At 73.5% G+C, this 18,469-nt stretch carries 17 protein-coding genes and 3 pseudogenes; 13 read left to right on the top strand and 7 right to left on the bottom strand.

What is annotated here, in order from left to right:
- Window positions 1-75: 75 nt before the first annotated feature.
- Window positions 76-1,929 carry a coagulation factor 5/8 type domain-containing protein gene (locus tag C6376_RS33600; RefSeq protein ID WP_107446829.1) on the bottom strand — a complete coding sequence of 618 codons (1,854 nt, stop codon included), beginning with the start codon at window positions 1,927-1,929 and terminating at the stop codon, window positions 76-78.
- A 354-nt stretch (window positions 1,930-2,283) separates the two neighbouring features.
- Between C6376_RS33600 and C6376_RS33605 the strand changes: the two are divergent.
- Window positions 2,284-2,466, top strand: a pseudogene (locus C6376_RS33605) (sugar ABC transporter substrate-binding protein); the annotation flags it as partial.
- 197 nt (window positions 2,467-2,663) lie between these two features.
- On the opposite strand, the gene C6376_RS33610 reads toward C6376_RS33605, so the two are convergent.
- A complete protein-coding gene (locus C6376_RS33610) occupies window positions 2,664-3,032 on the bottom strand; it encodes a VOC family protein (RefSeq protein WP_107446831.1) in 369 nt (122 codons plus the stop codon).
- Window positions 3,033-3,097: 65 nt separating this feature from the next.
- Between C6376_RS33610 and C6376_RS33615 the strand changes: the two genes are divergently transcribed.
- Window positions 3,098-3,556 carry a MarR family winged helix-turn-helix transcriptional regulator gene (locus tag C6376_RS33615; RefSeq protein WP_107446833.1) on the top strand — a complete coding sequence of 153 codons (459 nt, stop codon included), beginning with the start codon at window positions 3,098-3,100 and terminating at the stop codon, window positions 3,554-3,556.
- A 121-nt stretch (window positions 3,557-3,677) separates the two neighbouring features.
- Here C6376_RS33615 and C6376_RS33620 read toward each other — a convergent pair.
- A pseudogene (locus C6376_RS33620) lies at window positions 3,678-4,555 on the bottom strand (3'-5' exonuclease); the annotation flags it as partial.
- Between the two features lie 101 nt (window positions 4,556-4,656).
- Here C6376_RS33620 and C6376_RS33625 point away from each other — a divergent pair.
- Window positions 4,657-5,367, top strand: a complete 711-nt coding sequence (locus tag C6376_RS33625; RefSeq protein WP_107446835.1) for a hypothetical protein — start codon at window positions 4,657-4,659, stop codon at window positions 5,365-5,367.
- On the opposite strand, the gene C6376_RS33630 is transcribed toward C6376_RS33625, so the two are convergent.
- Both C6376_RS33630 and C6376_RS33635 read right to left on the bottom strand, forming a co-directional pair.
- On the bottom strand, window positions 5,312-5,704 hold the full coding sequence (locus C6376_RS33630) for an SCO5389 family protein (RefSeq protein ID WP_107446837.1): 393 nt from the start codon (window positions 5,702-5,704) through the stop codon (window positions 5,312-5,314). The genes C6376_RS33625 and C6376_RS33630 overlap by 56 nt on opposite strands.
- Window positions 5,705-5,762: 58 nt before the next feature.
- Window positions 5,763-6,716: an ArsA-related P-loop ATPase gene (locus C6376_RS33635; RefSeq protein WP_107446838.1), complete on the bottom strand. Its 954-nt coding sequence runs from the start codon at window positions 6,714-6,716 to the stop codon at window positions 5,763-5,765.
- 130 nt (window positions 6,717-6,846) lie between these two features.
- On the opposite strand from C6376_RS33635, the gene C6376_RS33640 reads away from it, so the two are divergent.
- The 4 genes from C6376_RS33640 to C6376_RS33655 are packed head-to-tail and all read left to right on the top strand — an operon-like array spanning window position 6,847 to window position 11,014.
- Window positions 6,847-7,446, top strand: coding sequence for a GNAT family N-acetyltransferase (locus C6376_RS33640; protein ID WP_173985791.1), 600 nt, complete (start codon window positions 6,847-6,849; stop codon window positions 7,444-7,446).
- Between the two features lie 4 nt (window positions 7,447-7,450).
- A complete protein-coding gene (locus C6376_RS33645) occupies window positions 7,451-9,013 on the top strand; it encodes an ABC transporter substrate-binding protein (protein WP_107446842.1) in 1,563 nt (520 codons plus the stop codon).
- A gap of 4 nt (window positions 9,014-9,017) precedes the next feature.
- Window positions 9,018-10,823, top strand: coding sequence for an ABC transporter permease subunit (locus C6376_RS33650; protein ID WP_107446844.1), 1,806 nt, complete (start codon window positions 9,018-9,020; stop codon window positions 10,821-10,823).
- Window positions 10,820-11,014, top strand: coding sequence for a DUF1775 domain-containing protein (locus C6376_RS33655; RefSeq protein ID WP_319595363.1), 195 nt, complete (start codon window positions 10,820-10,822; stop codon window positions 11,012-11,014). The genes C6376_RS33650 and C6376_RS33655 overlap by 4 nt, the downstream gene beginning before the upstream one ends.
- Before the next feature lie 85 nt (window positions 11,015-11,099).
- Here the strand turns inward: C6376_RS33655 and C6376_RS33660 are convergent, their stop codons facing one another.
- A complete protein-coding gene (locus C6376_RS33660) occupies window positions 11,100-11,855 on the bottom strand; it encodes a CDP-alcohol phosphatidyltransferase family protein (RefSeq protein WP_107449345.1) in 756 nt (251 codons plus the stop codon).
- A 108-nt stretch (window positions 11,856-11,963) separates the two neighbouring features.
- On the opposite strand from C6376_RS33660, the gene C6376_RS33665 reads away from it, so the two are divergent.
- From C6376_RS33665 to C6376_RS45775, 5 genes are all read left to right on the top strand, one after another.
- Window positions 11,964-12,953: a zinc-binding alcohol dehydrogenase gene (locus C6376_RS33665; protein WP_107446848.1), complete on the top strand. Its 990-nt coding sequence runs from the start codon at window positions 11,964-11,966 to the stop codon at window positions 12,951-12,953.
- Window positions 12,954-13,064: 111 nt separating this feature from the next.
- A complete protein-coding gene (locus C6376_RS33670; protein WP_057582088.1) occupies window positions 13,065-13,463 on the top strand; it encodes a 6-carboxytetrahydropterin synthase in 399 nt (132 codons plus the stop codon).
- The gene (locus C6376_RS33675; protein WP_107446849.1) at window positions 13,460-14,653 is read left to right on the top strand and encodes a glycosyltransferase family 4 protein; all 1,194 of its coding nucleotides are present in this window, start codon (window positions 13,460-13,462) and stop codon (window positions 14,651-14,653) included. Before C6376_RS33670 ends, C6376_RS33675 begins: the two co-directional genes overlap by 4 nt.
- Complete coding sequence (locus C6376_RS33680; RefSeq protein ID WP_107446850.1) at window positions 14,650-15,690, top strand: methyltransferase domain-containing protein; 1,041 nt, start codon at window positions 14,650-14,652, stop codon at window positions 15,688-15,690. The genes C6376_RS33675 and C6376_RS33680 overlap by 4 nt, the downstream gene beginning before the upstream one ends.
- Window positions 15,687-17,063, top strand: coding sequence for a lysylphosphatidylglycerol synthase transmembrane domain-containing protein (locus C6376_RS45775; protein ID WP_107446851.1), 1,377 nt, complete (start codon window positions 15,687-15,689; stop codon window positions 17,061-17,063). The genes C6376_RS33680 and C6376_RS45775 overlap by 4 nt, the downstream gene beginning before the upstream one ends.
- On the opposite strand, the pseudogene C6376_RS33690 reads toward C6376_RS45775, so the two are convergent.
- Window positions 16,946-17,695: pseudogene (locus C6376_RS33690) on the bottom strand (creatininase family protein); the annotation flags it as partial. The gene C6376_RS45775 and the pseudogene C6376_RS33690 sit on opposite strands and share 118 nt — an antisense overlap.
- Before the next feature lie 38 nt (window positions 17,696-17,733).
- Here C6376_RS33690 and ribA point away from each other — a divergent pair.
- On the top strand, window positions 17,734-18,393 hold the full coding sequence (gene ribA / locus C6376_RS33695; protein WP_107446853.1) for a GTP cyclohydrolase II: 660 nt from the start codon (window positions 17,734-17,736) through the stop codon (window positions 18,391-18,393).
- The last annotated feature ends 76 nt before the right edge of the window (window positions 18,394-18,469 follow it).

Genomic DNA, 18,469 nt, shown 5'->3' on the forward strand with positions numbered 1-18,469 from the left:
GCGGCAGCCCCGGCGCACCGTTGGAATCCGGGCGGCAGCCCCGCCGCACCGCCGGAATCCGGGTCCCGGACGCGGTCAGGGATACGAGATCACCGTGGACGGCACCGTCGAGGTGCCGGAGGTCGGCGCTCCGAGGTCGTTGATCACGTGCTCGTACTGGCCCTGGCCGCCGAGCGAGACCACCAGCAGGTCGTGGAACTTCACGCCCGGCACGTTCGGGGCGGCGAAGCCGTGATGCTGGACGATCGTCGGGTCGACGTTGTAGAAGCAGTAACTGCCCAGACCCCAGCCCTCGTGCGCGGTGACGTCGTCGCCGACCTTGTAGGCGGCGTAGCCCTTCAGCGCGCCGTTGCGGATCGCCGCCTGGTTCGGGGCGTCGTAGGCCTTCTCGTTCTGGAAGAAGATCGTGCGGCCGCGCTCTCCGTACCACTGCACGTCGTACTTGTTGAAGTGCTCGACGAACAGGCCCGTCGCCAGCACGTCGTGGCCGTTGACGACGACCCCGTAGTCGGCCCGGTTGGTCTCCCAGCCGACGCCCTCGCCGTGGTCGGCGCGCCAGACCCAGGTGTGGTCGACGATCGTGTGCCGGTTGTTGATCACCATGCTGGTGGTGGCCCTGCCGGCGCCCGCCCCGCCGATCCTGATGAACACGTCCTGCACGGTGGTCGGGTCGGCACTGTGGTCGCGCCGCGCTCCGGGCGGACCGACCTCCAGCAGGGTCGCGGAGTTGACCGGGCCGGCGTCGACGAGGAAGCCCGCCAGCCGCACGCCGTCCACGTCGGCGACCTTCAGCGCCGTGACGCCGTTGTCGGGGATCAGGGTGGCGTAGCCGAGGCCGAGGACGACGGTGCCGGCGCGGTTCACCCGGATCGGCCGGTCGAGGTGGTAGACGCCCGGCGTGAGCAGCAGGTGCAGGCCCTGGTCGAGTGCCTGGTTGAGGGTGGCCGCGGAGACGCCCGGCTTGGCCACGTAGAACCGCGACAGGGGCAGCGAGCTGCCACGCGGGGTGCCGCGGCCCCAGGTCACACCGCGTGCGTCGGTGCGCTTGGCGGGCAGGAACACGCGGTAGCCGCCGCGGTCGACGTACAGGAACGGCTTCTCCCGGGAGACGGGCGTCGTCTCGAGGGTGGTGTAGGGCGGGCTGGGGAAACTCTGGGCGGGGGCGCCTTCGACGCCCGAGAACACCATGTTCCACACGCCGTTGAGCCAGCTGCCGACGCTGCTGTCCCGGGTGTACCACTGCTGCTGCGAGTAGGGGCCGATCTCGCCTTCGATCCGGCTGTCGGCGATGTACCCGCCACTGGCCCAACCGAAGCCGGAAGGTGCGAGGTTGAGACCGCCGCGGACGTGCATCCGGCGGAACGGGGCCGCCTGGGCGACGGCCCACCGGTTGGTGCCGCTGACCGGGACGAGCGCGAGGTTCTCCGCCGAACGCCAGAAGTTCTGCGTGGCGTTGCCGCCGAACCAGCCCGCGTCGACGGTCACGTCGCCGTTGATGGTGGTGTCGTCGGGGGAGAGGCCGAGGCCGCCGATGGAGGTGTAGAAGCCGAGTTGAGCGTTGAGTCCGTGGTAGACGCCGGGCTTGAACAGCAGGGCGTAGCGTCCGGTGCCGAACTGGGCCGACTCCTGCTGCCGGAACACCTCGTCGAGGCGGGCCTGGATGTCGGGGGTAGACGGGTCGAAGACGAGGACGTTCGGACCGAGGTCGCCGCCGCCCGGCAGGGCGCACGGACGCCTGCCGCGCGAGGCGTCGGCCGACGCGCTGCCGGCCGACGCGGCGCCGTCCGACCCCGCGGACGCCGGTGCGGCGGAGGCGGGTGCGGCGGCCAGTGAGGTGAGGGCGGGGGCGGCTGCGGCCGTGGCTGCGGCCGCGAGCACGGCTCTGCGGCGCACGGCCGGGGTGTCCGACGGCGGCTGGGCCTGGGGCATGGGCGGCTCTCCTCGGTGCGGGCCGCTCACGGGAGCGGCTGGCTAAAGGAAGTGAACGGGCACGTGCTTGAGAGCGCTCTCTCAGCGCTGAATGCTTCAACTACCCGAACGTGTGCGTCAAGTGGTGCGACCGGACTTGCCCGGAGTGCTCCCGGGGCCGGGCCGGCCGGTTCACGGGTCCGCCCGGTCCGTTTCCCGGTGCGTCACCCGGTCCGGCCTGTCCGTTCGCCCGCCCGGCCCCCGTTCCCTGCCCCGACGCGTTCGCCGGCCGGCCGCGGACCGGGTCTGGACGGCCTCGGTGTGATCCCGCGGGGTTCCGGTGCCACCTCGTCGCCGTCCGGCCCGGTGTGCCCCAAGGACACCCTGGCCAAGAGTGCCGCAGCGCTGCCCCAGGTGGCCGACGAGTCGCAGTTCGAGACGGCGGTCGGCACGGCCGTCAAGGAACTGTTCGCCGACGCCGCCGCCGGCCGTGCGATCACCACCGAGTCGGTCCGGGCCCGACTCGCCAAGGCCCAGCAGCAGATGCCGGCGAAGTGAGCCCGATGACCACCACCGTCGAGGTCGCGAAACCTCCCGCACGCCCGGGCGACGGCGGGACCCGGCGACCGCGCCCCGGCCGCATCCGCCGCGTCGCACTGCCCTACCTGCTGCTCCTGCCCGCCCTGATCAGAAGGCAGCGTCACGCACGAGCCCAGGGCGCAGCCGCTGATGATCGTCCGGTGGCGTTTGGTCGATCAAGCGCGGTCGTGCAGCGTGACCTGGTAGCCGTCGGGGTCGGCGAAGGTGAAGGTCCGGCCGAAGGGGCCGTCGATCGGTGCGGAGACGATGGTGTGACCGTCGGCGACGAGCGCATCGTGGATGGCCTGGACGTCGGTGGCGTGGAGCCAGATCGCGGCACCGATGCCGGGCTGAGCGACGGATGCGAGGTCGGTGCCGGGAATGACGTCGCGGAGTGCGAACGCGATCGGCTTCGTCTCGAAGACGACGGCGTGCGCAGGTCCGGCCGGCGAGCGGACGAGGCCCAGGTACTGCTCGTAGAACGCCTGCGAAGCGTCGAGGTCGCGCACTTGGAGCGAGATGAAGTCGGGGCCGGTGGCGGGCATGATGAGACGCTCCTTCTTCCTGTGTCAGTTTTCTGACATGCATCAACCTATGTCAGAATGCTGACATGAGTCAAGAAGGTGTCGGCGTCGACCTGGAGACGTCACTGGGCTACCTGCTCAAAGAAGCGTCGAGCGCCCTCCGTGCGGCCATGGAGGAAGTGCTGCGGCCGCTCGGGATGAGCGTGACGCACTACTCCTGCCTCGAGCTGCTGGCGCAACGACCGGGCTTGTCGAACTCCGAGCTTGCGCGGGGCGCGTTCGTGACACGGCAGACGATGAACGTGCTGCTCCAGGCCCTGGAACGAGACGGCTACGTGACCAGGCCTGCGGAGGCGCCCGTCGGGAAGGCGCTTCCCACGCGGCTCACGCCTCGCGGCCGACGAAGCCTCGAGAAGGCGAGCGCAGCCGTCCGGTTCGTCGAGGCCAGAATGCTGGCCGGCCTGACCGGGACCGAGCAGTCGGACGCGTTCCGGATCCTGCAGAGGATGATCCATTCCCTGCGCGATGACAACGCGGGTGCATAGCTCGTTCCGCGGCGCACGTCTCGTCGCGCTCGGACAGGAGTGCAGCCGAGCCTGAGATCCGTGTCGGCGACCTCGAAAACCGACAGACCCCGACTGCACCCTCTACTGCGATGAGCCCCTTTCAGACGCCCGCCTCCGTCAGGAACGGGCTGGGCGCGCCCGACCAGGAGACGTACAGGCTGTCGCGGGCCCTCGTGCAGGCGACGAACAGCAGGCAGCGTTCGGACATCATGTCGGTCTCGTGCTGCTGGGGGTCCACGTCGGCGGGAGTGACCGCTTTCGGGAACGGCAGTGCGTCCTCGTTGACGCCGACCACGGCGACGCAGCGGAACTCGAGACCCTTGAACGAGTGCATGGTGCCGACCCGGACGGCCGCCGCGTCGGCCGAGGCGCCGGCGGACCGCAGCGGCGCGGCGGGGATGCCGGCGTCCTTCAGCCGGGCCACCGCCTTCGCGCACGTCTTGTTGAAGCGGGTGCTGACCCCGATCTCCCCGGCTCCCACGCCCGCGTCCGTCCACGCCCGCACCCGGGCGACGAGCGCGTCCAGCTCGGCGTCCTCGGGCGCCGCAGCGTGCACGACGGGCCCGTCGCCGTGCAGGGCGGAGCGGTAGCCGAGCAGCGTGTCGGTGCGGTTCGCGTCCTCGAGTTCGGCGATCGGCCGGCCGACGAGCAGGGCGGTGGACCAGCGCAGGATCTCCTGTGTGCTGCGGTAGTTCTTGCGCAGCTTCACCGACCGTCCGGTCACCTTGATGCCGAGCGACTTCAGGGAGACCTTCGAGTCGTAGATGCGCTGATGCGGGTCGCCCGCGATGAACAGGTCGTCCGGGCGGGAACGGCCGCGCGCAGGAGACGCCACTGCGCCGGGTGCGGATCCTGCGCCTCGTCCACGACCACGTGCCGGTACTGCGGGCCCTTCGCCTCCAGCAGCCGGGCCGCCTGCGCGCACGTCTGGAGCCAGGTGCGGGCCCCGTCCGCCGCCAGGTTATCTGTGAACGCTTCCGCTTGGAAGCGGTAGCAGAGCAGGTTCCCTGAGATCCCGTGCCGGGCCCTTCCGTCGTGGACGGACCCGGCCGGACATCGGCGAAACGGAGAAGCGCGCCATGCCGAACCCGACCCCCGAACCGCAGCAGCGCCCGCACGACCCGCGGAGCGGCTGGGCCGCGACGCCGCCTCTCCCTCAGCCCTCGCTCGGGATACCGTCCCGGCGCAGACAGCGGATCAAGTTCGGTGCGACGGCCGCCGTCGCTCTGTTCGTCGGCGTCGGAATCGGCGCCGCCGGTGGCGGGCCGGCGTCCGGCGGCACCGTCGACGCCAAGGCCGTGCCCGGCCCGACGGTGATCGTCACCGAGACGGCGCGGGGTGAGGCGGGACCCGCTCCCACGGTCACCGAGACCGTCAGCGAGACGGTCACCGCCCAGCCGAAGAAGGCCGAGGCAGCGGGCGCCGCGACCACCTTCTCGGGGGAGGGCGAGTACCTGGTCGGCGAGGACGTCAAGCCGAGGACGTACAAGTCGGCCGGTCCCGAGGGTGAGTTCGGCTGCTACTGGGAGCGGGCCAAGGACGCCGGCGGCGAGTTCGGCTCGATCATCGCCGACAACAGCCTGGAGGGTCCGGGGCGGGTGACCCTCCACAAGGGGGAGTACTTCAAGACCAACCGGTGTGAGGAGTGGAAGAAGGTCGGTGACGCCGTCCGCCGCCGCGGACTCGGCGTCGGCGGGTTTCCCGGAGGCCGCCGAGGCCGGGTCCGCCACGGGTTCAGCAGTCCCGCAGTTCCGCCGACTGGTTCAGGATCTGAGCGCGCTGGGAGGTGAAGCGGGTGTGGGTGGCGCTGCCGCGGGCTTCGGGGCGGAAGGCCGCGACGCGGTGGCAGTTCTGGAAGGCGAGGGTGATGTCGAAGTGGCGTTCCAGGCTGCCGCGGATGGCGTCGCTGGCGAGGGCGCGCAGCAGTTGGCCGCGATCCTGTTCGGAGGCGGGCGGGGTCTGGTTGTCGGCGAACTCGGCGATGCCGCCGTGGAGTCGGGTGGCCAGGTCGGAGACGAGGCCGTAGGCGTAGGGGAGGGACGTGCGGATCGTGTCCACGAAGTCCTCCTCGCGGAGGTGACCGGCTTCGGCTTCGGCGAGGAGTTCGGGGGAGACGTCGAGAGACATGGGTTTCCTGTTTCTGTGGTGGGCGTGGAGCAGGGTGGGAGGTGCGCCGCGGGGGCGGTCAGGGCAAGGGGGTCGGGGGCGGGGTGAAGTCGGGGTCGACCTGGGACGCCAGGTCCTGGCCGGTCGCCTCGTTCGCCCAGGAGCGGGCGTTGCGCAGGTGGAAGTGGACGGCGTGGCGGTGGAGGGCCGGCCAGTCCTTCGGGCGGGCGTCGACCGTGTGGCGCAGGACGTCCAGGGCGTGGCGGTCGGCTTCCGCCAACTCGCCCTGCGGGTGGCCGCGTTCGGCCGAACGGACCCAGGGGGAGAGGGTGACGTGGGTGAGGAGGTCGTCGCCCACCTCCTCCTTGAGGAAGAGCAGGTCGTCCTCGCCGGTCACCTTGTTGCCGACCACGGCGAGGGGGATGCCGTACTCGCGGGCGTGGTCGCGGTACTGGCGGTAGACGGAGACGCCCCTGCGGGTGGGTTCGGCCACCAGGAACGTCATGTCGAAGCGGGCGAACAGGCCGGAGGCGAAGGCGTCGGCGCCCGCCGTCATGTCCATCACCAGGTACTCGCCGGGGCCGTCGACCAGGTGGCTCAGATAGAGCTCCACCGCGCCCAGCTTGGAGTGGTAGCAGGCCACTCCCAGGTCGCTCTCGTCGAACGCGCCCGTCACCATCAGCGGGACGCCGCCCACCTGCCGGACGTGGCGGGTGTGCAGCTCGTCGTCGCCCAGCAGGCGCAGCAGCCGTGAACCGCGGCCCGGCGGGGTCGTCTTGACCATCGCCTCGCGGGAGGCGATCCGCGGATTGTCGCCGCGCAGCAGGTCCTTGATGTCGTCCAGGTGCGCGGCCAGCGGCGGGGCCGTGAACGGCGGTGCGCCGGCCGTGGGGTCCAGGGCCTCGGACAGGTGCTGGTTGATGTCGCCGTCGACGGCCAGTACCGGTGCGCCGGAGTGCGTCAACCGGCGGGCGAACAGGGCCGACAGGGTGGTCTTGCCGCTGCCGCCCTTCCCCACGAATGCGACGCGCATCACAGCGCCTTGTTGAAAATGAATGTCATGTGGCTAGATTTAGGGGTGCCCGATGATCTCTGTCAAATCCATATCCCGGAGCGGTGATGCCGTGATCACCCTCGCTCCTCTTACTGCATACGATGTGCAAGTGCGTGATTACTGCATAAGACCTGCCGGCCCCGAGGACCTGGACGGCGCCCGAGCCGTCATGCTGGACACCGTCTACCGGGAGTTCGGCAGCGGTTACGTCCCCCGCTGGCACCGCGACATCATCGATCCCGCCGCCGCCTACCTCACCCCCGACCGCCACACCCTGCTGGTCGCGACCGACGGCCGGAGTGGCGGCGACGGGAGCGGCGGCGAGGTCGTCGCCACCGCCGCCCTCGACTCCCGCGGCCCCGCACATCCGCCGAACCCCCGGCACGTCGCCGAGCGCTACCCCTGCGGCACGACCGCGCAGTTGCGCCGCGTCTACGTCCGTCCCGAGCACCGCCGGCGCGGTCTCGCCCGCCGACTGGTCGCCGAACTGCTCGCCTTCGCGGTCGCCGACGGCGGGTACCGCTCCGTCTATCTGCACACCGACCCCGCCGTCGAGGGCGCCGAGGCGTTCTGGCGGTCGCTCGGCGCCGTCGTGCACGACGAACGGGAGGAGGCGGACGGCGGCCAGGGCATCGTGCACTTCGACGTCCCCTTCGACGCCCTCCTCCCCGCCTACCTCTCCCCCCGTCCCCGCAGCACAGGCCGGTAACCCCATGCGCTTCGCCCGTCCCGTCCCGCCCGCCCCACTCACGCCCCCGGCCCGCCCCGCCTTCCCGCGATGTCGCCGCCCCGGGCTCCTCGCCGCCCTCTGCCTCGCCCCGCTGCTCACCGGCTGCTTCGCCGCCTCCGGAGGCGACGGCGACGGCGAGGGGTCCGCCGCCGGGGACGGCGCCCGGCTGCGCGTCGCCCTCGCCTTCCCGCCCGCCGAGCACCTCTCCCCGTACGGCGCCGACGCGACGATCCTCAGCAGGCTCGGCGTCACCGAGGGGCTGACCACCCTCGACGCCAACGGGGCCGCCGCCCCCGCGCTCGCCGCGTCCTGGCGCCGCGAGGACGACCGCACCTGGCTGTTCACCCTGCGCGAGGCCGTCTTCCAGGACGGCACGGACGTCACCCCCGCCGCCGTCGCCGCGTCCCTCACCCGGGCCACCCTCGCGGGGCCCGCCCCGGCCGCCCTCACCGGCGTCACCCTCACGGCGAAGGCGGAGGGCGCCGCGGGCGTGCGCGTCACGACCGCGCGGCCCGACCCCGTCCTGCCCCTGCGGCTGTCCGGTCCCGGTCTCGCCGTCCTCTCCCCGAAGGCATACGCGAAGAAGGGCGCCGTCGACCCCGCCGGCACCGCCACCGGCCCCTTCGAACTCACCCACGTGACCGGGGCCACCGCAGCGGTCCTCGACCGCTTCGACGACCACTGGGGCGGCCGGGCCCAGGCATCCGGCGTCGACGTGCGGTTCGTCGCCGACGGCGCCGCCCGCGCCAACGCCCTGCGCACCGGCCAGGTCGACGTCGCCGAGGCGATACCCGTGGCGCAGGCCGCCGGCCTCGACGCGGACACCCGCCACGAGACCGCCACCACCCGCACCACCGGCCTGCACCTCAACACGCGGTCGGGCGTCTTCACGGACCCGGCGCTGCGCGCCGCCGCCCGGGCGGCCGTCGACACCTCGGCCCTCGCCGACGGCGTCTACGAAGGACACGCCGACGCCGGCGCCGGCCTCTACGGCCCCGCCGTCACCTGGGCCGCGGGCAAGCGCGTCCAGCCCACCGGACGAGCGAGGCCCGCGACCCCCGGCGGCGCCCTCGTCACCCTCGCCACCTACGACAACCGGCCCGAACTCCCGGAAGTCGCCCAGGTGCTGAAGCAGCAGCTGGAGAAGGCCGGCTTCACGGTGAAGCTGGAGGTGCGCGAGTACTCACGGCTGGAGACCGACGCGCTCGCCGGGAAGTTCGACGCCGTCGTCGGGGCCCGCAACAGCCTCCTGGACACCGGTGACCCGGTGTCGCTGCTGGCGAGCGACTTCACCTGCGCGGGCGGCTACAACCTGGCGCTGCTCTGCGACAGGGGGGTCGACCGGGCCGTCGCCGCGGCACAGGCGGTGACCGGATCCGGCGAACGGCAGGACGCCGCCATGACCGCCGAGGCCGCGGTGCTCGGCACCGACGCCGTCGTCCCGCTCGTCCACCAGCGCGTCGTCACCGGCGTCGACGACGACGTCAGCGGGGTGCTCCTCGACCCCTACGAGCGCACCCTCGTCAGCGCCGGGACCCGGCGCTGACGGCATGAGAAGGAGGACGGGCACGCTCCTGTGGCGTGCCGTGCTGGCCGCGCTGCTGGTGTGCGGGACCGGGCTGCTGCCGTGGATCTCGCACACCGACCCGGCGCTCACCGTGCTCAGGGCGCAGTCCGCCGACCGGGACGCCACCCCTCAGGCGCTCGCCGACGTCCGCGCCCGACTCGGCCTGGACGACGGCCCGCCGCACCTGCTCGGGCAGTGGCTGGCGGGCCTGCCGCGCGGCGACGCCGGACGGTCCTGGATCTCCGGAGCCGAGGTCGCGCCCGACGTCCTCGCCGCCCTGGGCGCGTCCCTGCTGCTGGTGACGGTGGCCCTGGCCGTCGCGCTGGTCACCGCCGCCGGCGTGTGCGCCCGCACCCTGCGCCTGGGCGCGCGACGGCTCCTCGACGGCCGGCCCGCCGGCGGCTCCGGCTCCGCGGTGCTCGCCGCGCTGCCGGAGTTCCTGATCGCCTCGGTCCTCGCCACGGTGGTCGGCGTGCAGCTGGGATGGCTGCCCGCCCTCGGCTGGTACGGCCCGCAGTGGACCGTGCTGCCCGCGCTCGCCCTCGGCCTGCCCGCCGGGGCCGTCCTCGGCCGGCTACTCGACGACCAACTGCCCGCCGCCTTCGCCGAGCCCTGGGCGCTCGCCGCGGCCGCCCGAGGACTGCCCGGACCGAGCGTCGCCCGCAAGGCCCTGCGCCGCTGCGTGCCCGCGCTGCTGCCCAACCTGGGGCTGTTCCTGGTGGGTTTGACCGGCGGATCCGTCGCCGTGGAGCAGATCTTCGACATCCCGGGCCTCGGCCGGACGACCCTCCAGGCCGCGATCGCCCAGGACCTCCCCGTCCTCCAGGCGGGTGTCCTCGTGCTCGTCGCGCTCGCGGCCGTCACCACCGCCGTGGTCCGGCTCGCCGCCCGGCGGCTCATCGGTCCCGCCCTGCGCGACGGGGCCCTGCACACCCTGCACCGGCCGGCGCCGCCCGCCCGCCGGATCCCGCCCCTCGCCCACGCCGTCGCGCTGCTCGCCGTCGTCCTGGCCGGCCTGCCCCGCGACCCGCTCGCCCTCGACACCGGCGCCCGCCTCCGAGCCCCCTCCGCGGCACACCCGTTCGGCACCGACGCACTGGGGCGCGACGTCCTCGCCCGGGTCGCGCACGGTGCCCTCGACACCCTCGCGCTCGCCCTCGCGGTCAGCGCGATCGCGCTGACCGCCGGTCTCCTGCTCGGGCTGCTGCCCCGGCTGTCCGGGCCGCTCGTCGACACGGTGAACGCCGTCCCGCCCGTCCTCGCCGCGCTCCTGGTCACCGCCGTCCGGGGCGGCGGAGTCTGGACGCCCGTCGTCGCCGTGGCCGTCGTCGCCTGGGCGCCGCTCGCCGCGCACACCTGCGCACTGCTGCGCGAGGAGCGGGCCACCCTCCATCTCACCGCCACCCGGGCCCTCGGCGCCGGACCCTGGCGGCTGCTCACCGGCGAACTCCTGCCCGCCGTCCTGCCGCCGGTCGCCCGCCACGCCCTCCTGCGCCTGCCCGGCGTCGCGCTCGCCCTGGCCTCGCTCGGCTTCCTCGGCCTCGGCGCGCAGCCGCCGTCCCCCGAATGGGGCCTGCTGCTCGCCGAGAACCAGCCCTACGCCGAACGCGCACCCTGGGCCGTCCTCGCCCCCGCCGCCGTCCTCGCCCTGCTGGGCGCCCTGGCGGTGACGGCGGCCGGACTGCGGCGAAGCCCGAGGCGACGCCGTGCGGCGGAAACCGACGTCCGCGCACGCTGCGGTGAACGCCCCACGGCCTGTGCCGAGTCGGTGGGCGCGGGACGCCCGTGAAGACCGACGACGGCCCGACCACCGAGGCCGCCTCCGAGATCACCTGGACCGGCGGGAAGACCGGTCCCGGCGGGCACGAGGACTTCGACGTCGCCTTCGGGCAGCGCCCCGACGACACCGGCCGGCCGACCTTCGAGACGCAGCGGACCTACTCGGACGGCGTCGTACGGACGCGCCCGAAGCGCTCGTGAGGGCACGAGAAGCCCAAAGGGAGGGGCCCGGACCGTGAGAACGCGTTCACGGACGGCCGGGCCCCTCCCCTGGCGTCAGGACGAACTACACGAGCTCCAGCACCTTCTCCGACGGGGTCTGCGCCGCGACCCGCGAGGTCCGCCGCAGCCACAGCACGTCCCGGCCGAACGACCACACCAGCGAGCCCAGCGCCAGCAGCACGACCGCGAAGTTGGCGGCGTACGGCAGCAGATCGGCGCCGGCCAGCAGCAACAGGACGCCCTGCAGGGCGGCTACCGTCTTACGGGCGGTGCTCGGCGGCAGCGGGGCGTTGAGCCAGGGGGCGACCCGGGCCGCGGCGACGAACACGTACCGCATGCCGCCGATGAGCAGGACCCACGGGCCCAGCGCCATCGACACGTACACGCTGAGCACCAGGATCAGGAACGCGTCGACCTCCATGTCGAAGCGCGCGCCCAGTGCCGTGGAGGTGTTGGTGCGGCGGGCGACCTTGCCGTCGACGCCGTCGAGGATCAGGGCCACGGCCGTCAGACCGACCAGCAGTGTCACCGGCGGCGTGCTCTCGAAGGAGTCCGCGACCAGCGCGGTCACCCCGCCGACCAGTGTCGCGCGGCCGAGCGTGACCCGGTTGGCCGGGCCGAAGGAGCGAAGGCTCGAGCGGTGCAGTGCCCGGGAGAGGACCGCCCAGGTGGCGATGGCGAAGACGAGGCCGGTGACCCAGCCCGCCGGCCCCATGCCGATCGCCGTGCCGAGCAGGGCCAGCAACAGGATCTGCACGCCCGCTCCCACAGCGGTCTCCTGCTGGACGAGCCTCGCGTCGTAAGTGTTGTTCAGGGCCACCGCACGTTCCTCCGGCCAGATGACAGAGATGATCAGTGCCGCGTACTGTGCGCGGACTGTGCACACCTCGGTACGTGAACAGGTTCCCGATCGTTCAGGAGGATGTGGATGTCGACCGGCGCACGTGCGTTCTGGGTCAGCTCTCCGGGAGAAGGCGAGATCCGCCACGTCGACGTTCCGGACCCCGCGGAGGGCGAGGTCCTGGTGCGTTCGCTGTGGTCGGGCGTCAGCCGCGGCACGGAGACCCTCGTCTTCCGCGGCGGCGTGCCCGAGAGCCAGCATTCGGTCATGCGGGCCCCGTTCCAGGAGGGCGACTTCCCCGGGCCCGTGAAGTACGGCTATCTCAACGTGGGGGTGGTGGAACAGGGACCCGCGGCGCTCGTCGGCCGCACGGTCTTCTGCCTCTACCCGCACCAGACGCGGTACGTCGTCCCCGCGACGGCGGTGACCGTCGTGCCGGACTCGGTGCCCGCCGGACGCGCCGTGCTCGCCGGCACCGTCGAGACGGCCGTCAACGCGCTGTGGGACGCCGCACCGCTGGCCGGCGACCGGATCGCGGTGGTCGGCGGCGGCATGGTCGGCTGCTCGGTGGCCGCGCTGCTCGCCCGCTTCCCCGGCGTGCGGGTGCAGCTGGTCGACGCCGACCCGGCGCGCGCGACGATCGCCGAAGCGCTCGGCGTCGACTTCGCGACCCCCGCGGACGCGCTCGGCGGCCGCGACCTCGTGGTGCACGCCAGCGCGACCGAGCAGGGCCTCGCCCGCTCCCTTCAGCTGCTCGCCGACGAGGGCACGGTCCTCGAACTGAGCTGGTACGGCGACCGGAAGGTGTCCCTCCCGCTGGGCGAGGACTTCCACTCCCGCCGGCTGGTCGTCCGCAGCAGCCAGGTCGGCACCGTCTCCCCGGCCCGCCGCTCCAGCCGCACCTACGCCGACCGGCTTGCCCTCGCGCTGGAGCTGCTGGCCGACCCCGCGCTCGACGCCCTCGTCACCGGGGACAGCGCCTTCGAGGAGCTGCCCGAGGTCATGCCGAAGCTCGCATCCGGCGAGATCCCGGCCCTGTGCCACCGCATCGGGTACGGACAGGAGCGCCTGACCTGAGAAAAGAGTGAGATCCGGCTGAACGGGGGGAACCGAGGAGCCGTACTACACGGCATCCCCCGGCGGCAGATGGCCGGGGGACCAGACGCGCCGCACCTGGAGGGTCGTCCGTTGTTCAGTGTCACCGTCCGCGATCACATCATGATCGCCCACAGCTTCCGCGGCGAGGTCTTCGGACCCGCACAGCGCCTGCACGGAGCGACGTTCCTGGTGGACGCCACATTCCGGCGTGAGCAGCTCGACGACGACAACATCGTCGTCGACATCGGGCTCGCCACGCAGGAGCTCGGGGCCGTGGTCAGCGAGCTGAACTACCGCAACCTCGACAACGAGCCCGACTTCGCCGGGGTCAACACGTCGACCGAGTTCCTCGCCAAGGTCGTCGCCGACCGGCTCGCCGAGCGCATCCACAAGGGCGCGCTCGGCGAGGGAGCCCGGGGCATCACCGCCATCGCCGTCTCCCTGCACGAGTCGCACATCGCCTGGGCGAGTTACGAGCGTGCGCTGTGACCGATGCGACCCTGGAGAAGGCCGTGCCCGCGGCCCCGCTCGCCTACGTGCCCACGCAGACGGCGCTCCACCAGATCGGCGGGATCATCCCCATGTCCCTGCGTTCCGTGCACTTCGTGATGCCGGGCGGCGTCGACGACGCGGCGAACCCGAGCGGAGGCAACGCCTACGACCGCCGCCTGTGCCTGGATCTGCCCGGCTTCGGCTGGCAGGTCCACAAGCACCTGGTGGCCGGCTCGTGGCCCCGGCCCCAGGCGGCCGACCGCGCGGAACTGGCGCGCACGCTGCGTGAGTTCCCCGACGGCACGATCGTCCTGCTCGACGGGCTGGTGGCCTGCGGAGTGCCGGAGATCATCGCGCCCGAGGCCGAACGGCTGCGGCTCGCCGTCCTGGTGCACCTGCCGCTGGGCGACGAGCGCGGACTCGCACCGCAGACCGCGGCCGAACTCGACGCCAGGGAGCGGGCCGTGCTGCGGGCCGTGCCCGCGGTGATCGCCACCAGCGAGTGGGCGGTCCGTCGTCTCGTCTCCCACCACGGCCTCGCCCCCGAGCGTGTGCACGTCGCCGCCCCCGGCGCCGACATCGCCCCGCTCGCCTCCGGCACCGACGGCGTCTCCCGGCTGCTGTGCGTGGCCTCGGTGACACCGCGCAAGGGCCAGCACCGGCTCGTGGAGGCGCTGGCCGCGGCCAGGGACCTGCCGTGGAGCTGCGTGTGCGTGGGCGGCCTCGGGCAGGACCCGGAGTACGTCGACCATCTGCGCGGCCTCATCCGCAGACACGGCCTCGAGGACCGGCTGGAGCTGGCGGGCCCCAAGGCGGGCGCCGAACTCGACGCCGCCTACGCCGCCGCCGACCTCATGGTCCTCACCTCCTACGCCGAGACGTACGGCATGGCCGTCACGGAGGCGCTGGCCCGCGGCATCCCGGTCCTCGCGACGGACGTCGGCGGTCTGCCCGAGGCGGTCGGCCGCGCCCCCGACGGCGGCGTCCCCGGCATCCTCGTCCCGCCGGAGGACCCGGCCGCGCTCGCCGCCGAACTGCGCGGCTGGTTCGGCGAGGCCGACGTGCGACGCCGTCTCAAGGCGGCCGCGCGCAGCCGCCGGGCGGCCCTGAACGGCTGGGCGAGCACCGCCCAGAGCCTGGCCGGCGTGCTCGGCCGGCTCCCGAGCGATCCCCGGAGGGCGGCATGAGGAAGACGACGGCGACCCCGGCCGACGTGGCGCGACGCGTGGGCGGCATCCCGGCCCAGCCGGGCCGCACGGAGGCCGGTTCCGTGACGGAGATCCTGGTTCCCGGTGACGGCGGCCCCGTGCGGCCGGCCGTCATCGCCGGCGCCGGACCGGTCGGCCGGCCGGGCGAGCGGCCCACCGTGCGGCTGCGCGACAGCGCGCCGGAGGAGCAGCCCCGGTACGCCCCCGAGTGGCTGGAGCTGCGCGAGCCCGCCGACGCCGCCGCCCGGGCGATGGACCTGCTGGACCCGCTGCGGATCCGGCTCGCCAACCTGCCCGGCCGCAGCGGGCTCGCCATCCACGACCTGGGCTGCGGCACCGGCTCCATGGGACGCTGGCTGGCCCCCCGGCTGGACGGCCCCCAGCACTGGGTCCTGCACGACCGCGACCCCTACCTCCTGCACTTCGCGGCCGTCGCCTCGCCGCGGGCCGCCGCCGACGGCAGCCGGGTCACCGTGGAGACGCGGCGCGGCGACGTCGCCCGGCTCACCCCGGACGCGCTGGCCGGCGCCTCGCTGGTCACCGCCTCCGCGCTGCTCGACGTCCTCACCCGCGAGGAGATCGAGACGCTCGCCGCGGCCTGCGCGGGCGCGGGCTGCCCGGCGCTGCTGACGCTGTCGGTCGCCGGACGCGTCGAACTCAGCGCGCCGGACCCGCTGGACCAGGAGATCGCGGCGGCCTTCAACGACCACCAGCGGCGCGACGGACTCCTCGGCCCCGACGCGGTCAACGTCGCCTGCGAGGCGTTCGCCGACCAGGGCGCGACCGTCAAGGTGCACCCCAGCCCGTGGCGGCTCGGCCCGGAGAACGTCGGCCTGACCGCCCAGTGGCTGCGCGGCTGGGTCGGCGCGGCCGTGGAGGAGCGCCCCGAACTGGCCGAGCGCGCCGAGCCCTACCTGGCCGCCCGGCTCGCGGCCTGCGCGGCGGGCGACCTCCAGGTCACCGTGCACCACAGCGACCTGCTGGCGCTGGCCCGCCCCACGGGCGGAGCCGGATGAGCGCGGAGACGGTCGGCCCGCGCGTGACGGCCGCGGCGCCCGTGCTGTGGGGCGAGGGCGCCCTGCCGGCCGCGCGACGGCCGCCGCGCGGCCCGGTGGCCGTCCGCACCGGCCCGGCCGTGTCCGAGGCCCGCATCGGGGTCATCGTCACCGAGCCGCACACGAAGCCCTCGCGGCTGCGGGCGCTGCTCGCCGAACGTGCGCTGCGCACGCACCTCGGGACCGTCGCCGGAGTCGTCATCCTCACGGCCCTGCTGTGGAAGCTGGGCACCGGAGTCTTCCTGGACGGGCTGCGGCGGATCGACACGCCGACCCTGCTGGCGGCGCTCGGCATCGGCGCCGTCACCACCGTGTTCAGCGCCTGGCGGTGGGCGCTGGTGGCCCGCGCGCTGCGCATCCGGCTGCCGCTCGGCCCCGCCGTCGCCGACTACTACCGGGCCCTGTTCCTGAACGCGGCGCTGCCCGGCGGAGTCCTCGGCGACGTGCACCGCGCGGTCCGGCACGGGCAGAGCGCCGGCGACGTCGGACGGGGCGTGCGGGCCGTCGTCCTGGAGCGCACCGCGGGACAGCTGGTGCTGACCGTGGCAGGCGTGACGGTTCTGCTGACCCTGCCCTCCCCGGTCATGGCGGACGCCCGCCAGATCGCGCCGATCGTCCTGCTGGCCGGGGCGGGCGCGCTCGCCGTCGTCCTCGCCGTCCGGATGAACTCCGCCGCGCCGCGGCGCGGCGGGCGGCTGCGGGCGGCGCTGGCCGAGGCGCGCGAGGGGCTGGTGTCGCGGCGCAACGGGCCGGGCGTCGCCCTGTCCTCGGCGGTCGTGCTGACCGGGCACCTCGGGATGTTCGTGGTGGCCGCCCGGGTCGCCGGCTCCGGCGCCTCCGTGCTCACGCTGCTGCCGATCGCCGTCCTCGCCCTGCTCGCCATGGGCCTGCCGCTGAACGTCGGCGGCTGGGGTCCCCGCGAGGGCGTCACCGCGTGGGCGTTCGGCGCGGCCGGGCTCGGCGCGAGCACCGGCCTCGCGGTCGCCGTCGTGTACGGCGTGCTCAGCTTCGTCGCGGCGCTGCCGGGGGCGGTCGTACTCGTCGTCCGCTGGTACGCGGGACTGCGTGAGCGCAGCGTCGGCGCCGGGCCCGCGCGCGACGGGGCGCACCGCGCGGAGCCGTCCGCGCCGGCGCCGGCCCCGTCCGCGCCGCTCTTCGAGCCCGACGAGGTCGCGGCGGCCGCCGGGGTGGCCGCGGCCGTTCAGGCGCCGGGGGATTCCGCGGTGAGCAAGGAGAAATACGCGCCGAAGGAATCCGCCAGGCTCGCCAGGAGTTCCTTCCCCTTTTCCGCGGACCCCAGGGAAGGACGGCCGATGACGCCCGAATCGGTATAGGCGGACATTCCCAGCGTGAGCAGATGACGGCGGTCGTCCGCGACGAAATCGGCCGACTCGTAACCGGGCCGGACGAGTTCGGGGTGGGCGTGCAACAGGATCGAGGTCTCGATCTCCCCGGCGTGCATGTCGGTGAGCAGCGAGGTCGACACCCCGGACCGCACCAGCGCCGCCTCCCAGTCCTCCGGGGCCGGGAAGAGCGCCATCCGCTCGCCTGCGGCGGAGGACTCCTGGACGACGTTGCCCAGGACGTAGTTCCCGCCGTGTCCGTTGACCAGTACCAGGGCCTCGACGCCCGAGCGGCGCAGCGACGCCGCGATGTCCCGTACCACCGCGTGAAGGGTCACCGAGGAGATGCTGACGGTTCCCGGCCAGGCCGCGTGCTCGTGCGAGCAGGCGATGGTCACCGGCGGGAGGAGGTGCACCGGGTACGCCCCGGCGATCTCCCGCGCGACGGCGCAGGCCACCAGGGTGTCGGTGGCCAGCGGCAGGTGCGGGCCGTGCTGTTCGAAGCTCCCGACGGGAAGAACCGCCACCTGCGTCGAGACGCCGGCGCCCCGGGTCCGTACGTCTTCGGTAGTGTCCGTCGGCACCAGTCCGTACGCCGCCGACCGTATGTCCGAACCACTCATTTCTTCCCGGCCCTTCGTCTCTGCTTAGGAACCAGATCATGACAGAAAAAATTGGCGTACTCGGCACGAAGACCCCGCAGCGCACCGGTGTGGAACGCGTGGTGAATGCCCCTCTGCCCACCGTGTACGGCAAATTCCAGGCGATCGGTTACATGGACCACGACCGCGGTGACGAACAAGTCGCCCTGGTGTACGGGGAGATAGGCGCCGAGGAGGTGCTGACCCGGCTGCATTCCGAATGCCTGACCGGCGACGCCTTCGGCTCCCAGCACTGCGAGTGCGGCGCGCAGCTGGAGTCCGCGCTGCGGGCGGTCGTCGCCGAGGGCAGCGGAATCGTCGTCTATCTGCGCGGCCACGAGGGCCGGGGCATCGGCCTGCTGGGCAAGCTGCGGGCGATGGCGCTGCAGGCGGAGGGCCTGGACACCGTCGAGGCGAACGTCGCCCTCGGGTTCCCGGTCGACGCCCGCGACTACAAGGTGGCCGCCGACATCCTGCGCGACCTGGGCGTGGAATCCGTCCGCCTGATGTCGAACAACCCGCGCAAGCGGGAGGCGCTGACGGACAACGGCATCAGGGTCGCCGAAGAGGTGCCCCTGCTGATCGAGCCGTGCGAGAACAACATCACCTACCTGCGCACCAAGCGGGAGCGGATGGACCACCGGCTGCCCCACCTGGACGCGGTGGCCCACTGGTCCTGAGCGCGCTTCGGACCGCGGTCCCCGCGGGTAGGGATCACAGCGGACCCGGCGTACCACCGCCCCGGCCCCGGCGTAC

The organism is Streptomyces sp. P3 (assembly GCF_003032475.1).
Taxonomy (GTDB): domain Bacteria; phylum Actinomycetota; class Actinomycetes; order Streptomycetales; family Streptomycetaceae; genus Streptomyces.

Coding starts and splice junctions, on each gene's coding strand:
- C6376_RS33625 (WP_107446835.1), top strand. CDS start 4,657: ATGCCGAACCCGACCCCCGAACCGCAGCAGCGCCCGCACGACCCGCGG.
- C6376_RS33650 (WP_107446844.1), top strand. CDS start 9,018: ATGAGAAGGAGGACGGGCACGCTCCTGTGGCGTGCCGTGCTGGCCGCG.
- C6376_RS33600 (WP_107446829.1), bottom strand. CDS start 1,929: ATGCCCCAGGCCCAGCCGCCGTCGGACACCCCGGCCGTGCGCCGCAGA.
- ribA (WP_107446853.1), top strand. CDS start 17,734: ATGACAGAAAAAATTGGCGTACTCGGCACGAAGACCCCGCAGCGCACC.
- C6376_RS45775 (WP_107446851.1), top strand. CDS start 15,687: ATGAGCGCGGAGACGGTCGGCCCGCGCGTGACGGCCGCGGCGCCCGTG.
- C6376_RS33615 (WP_107446833.1), top strand. CDS start 3,098: ATGAGTCAAGAAGGTGTCGGCGTCGACCTGGAGACGTCACTGGGCTAC.
- C6376_RS33665 (WP_107446848.1), top strand. CDS start 11,964: ATGTCGACCGGCGCACGTGCGTTCTGGGTCAGCTCTCCGGGAGAAGGC.
- C6376_RS33610 (WP_107446831.1), bottom strand. CDS start 3,032: ATGCCCGCCACCGGCCCCGACTTCATCTCGCTCCAAGTGCGCGACCTC.
- C6376_RS33630 (WP_107446837.1), bottom strand. CDS start 5,704: ATGTCTCTCGACGTCTCCCCCGAACTCCTCGCCGAAGCCGAAGCCGGT.
- C6376_RS33680 (WP_107446850.1), top strand. CDS start 14,650: ATGAGGAAGACGACGGCGACCCCGGCCGACGTGGCGCGACGCGTGGGC.
- C6376_RS33635 (WP_107446838.1), bottom strand. CDS start 6,716: ATGCGCGTCGCATTCGTGGGGAAGGGCGGCAGCGGCAAGACCACCCTG.
- C6376_RS33645 (WP_107446842.1), top strand. CDS start 7,451: ATGCGCTTCGCCCGTCCCGTCCCGCCCGCCCCACTCACGCCCCCGGCC.